The organism is Allobosea massiliensis (genome assembly GCF_042655245.1).
Classification (GTDB): domain Bacteria; phylum Pseudomonadota; class Alphaproteobacteria; order Rhizobiales; family Beijerinckiaceae; genus Allobosea; species Allobosea massiliensis.
Window position 1 is genome coordinate 1 of the sequence record NZ_JBHSLU010000036.1, and the last position, 1,452, is coordinate 1,452.

The 1,452-nt window shown below is 67.8% G+C and carries 1 protein-coding gene; it reads right to left on the reverse strand.

Features of this window, described 5'->3' with window-relative positions; all coding sequences use genetic code 11:
- A partial coding sequence (gene istA, locus ACFPN9_RS13020; RefSeq protein WP_377817153.1) for an IS21 family transposase occupies positions 1 to 1,450 on the reverse strand: 1,450 nt, incomplete at its 3' end.
- Positions 1,451 to 1,452: the final 2 nt, after the last annotated feature.

The window sequence follows — 1,452 nt, forward strand, 5'->3', positions numbered from 1 at the left end:
CCGAGGTCGTCTTCACCGACGTCTTCGGCAAGTGCGGATAGGCCGCCAGGTCGAGGCGGGCCGGGCGCCGTTCCAGACGCGCCAGCGCGATCAGCTTCACCGCGTCGAAGCCGATCGCACCGAGCCGGATTGCCTCGCCGACGGCCAAGCTCACGACCTCGCGCGGAAGGGCTTCCATCAGCCGCAGCACCTGGATGAACTCGCGCTTGCCGCGATTGCCCATTCGCGCCTCCAGCAGATGGCGAAGGTGCTGGAAGGTCTCGGGCAGGTCCCAGCCCTGCAACGCCGCCGCCTGGTCGAGCGCGTTCGGCTTGACCTCGATCAGCGCCAGATAGTGCAGCGGATCGGCGACGAACACGCCGGTCCCGTAGCTGCGCGGATGCCGGGCGATCTCCTCGCCCCGGCACAGGACCACGACCTCCTCGACGAAGCCCTTCACCATCACGTCCTGGAAGCCATAGGCCGTCGGCACCGAGTAGTCGTTGGAGCGATAACGGACCAGCGCCGTCGATGAGACCCGCCCGCCACGCTTCTCGCACGGCTCCAGCGGCACCGCCGGCAAGGGGCGCAGGGCCTCACAATCGGCAGCGAGACGGTCGCCGATCATCTGCGCGTGACGACCGGCGCGCTCGTCCTGCCGCCGGCGGCAACGCTCGGCCAACATCGCGTTCAGCTCGGCCAAGCTCGCCGCCACCGGGATCGGCGTCATGAAGTTCGAGCGGGCATACTTCACCAGCCCCTCGACCTTGCCCTTGTCGTTGCCCTTGCCCGGGCGGCCGAACCGATCCCGGAACAGATAGTGGCTTACCAGCTCGGTGAACGCCCGTGTCCGCTCGCGCCGGCCATCGCCGCAGATCTTCGCCACCGCGATGCGCGTGTTGTCATAGAGCACCGACAGCGGGACGCCGCCAAAGAAGCCGAAGGCCGAGACGTGCCCGTCCAGGAACGCCTCCGTCGTCTCGCGCGGATAGGCCTTCACGAAGCAGGCGTCCGACTGCGGCAGGTCCAGGCAGAAGAAGTGAATCTTCTGCCGCACCCCGCCGATCACCGCGATCGCCTCGCCGAAGTCCACCTGAGCGTGACCAGGCGGATGCGCCAGCGGCACGAAGGTCTCCCGGCCCCGCGCCCGGCAGAGCCGCACATGGTCCTTCACCACCGTGTAGCCGCCGGCAAAGCCGTGCTCGTCACGAAGGCGCTCGAAGATCCGCTTCGCCGTATGACGCTGCTTCACCGGTGACGTCCGATCCGCCTCCAGGATCGCATCGATCACCGGCAGAAGCGGACCCAGCTTCGGCTTCTCGACCGGCTTCGTGCGCGTGTAGCCCGGCGGCAGCGAGAACCGGCACATCTTCGCAACCGTCTCGCGGCTCAGCCCGAACACGCGAGCCGCTTCCCGCCGGCTCTTCTCCTGGTTGAAAACGAAATCGCGAACCGCCGCGTAAATCTCCACAG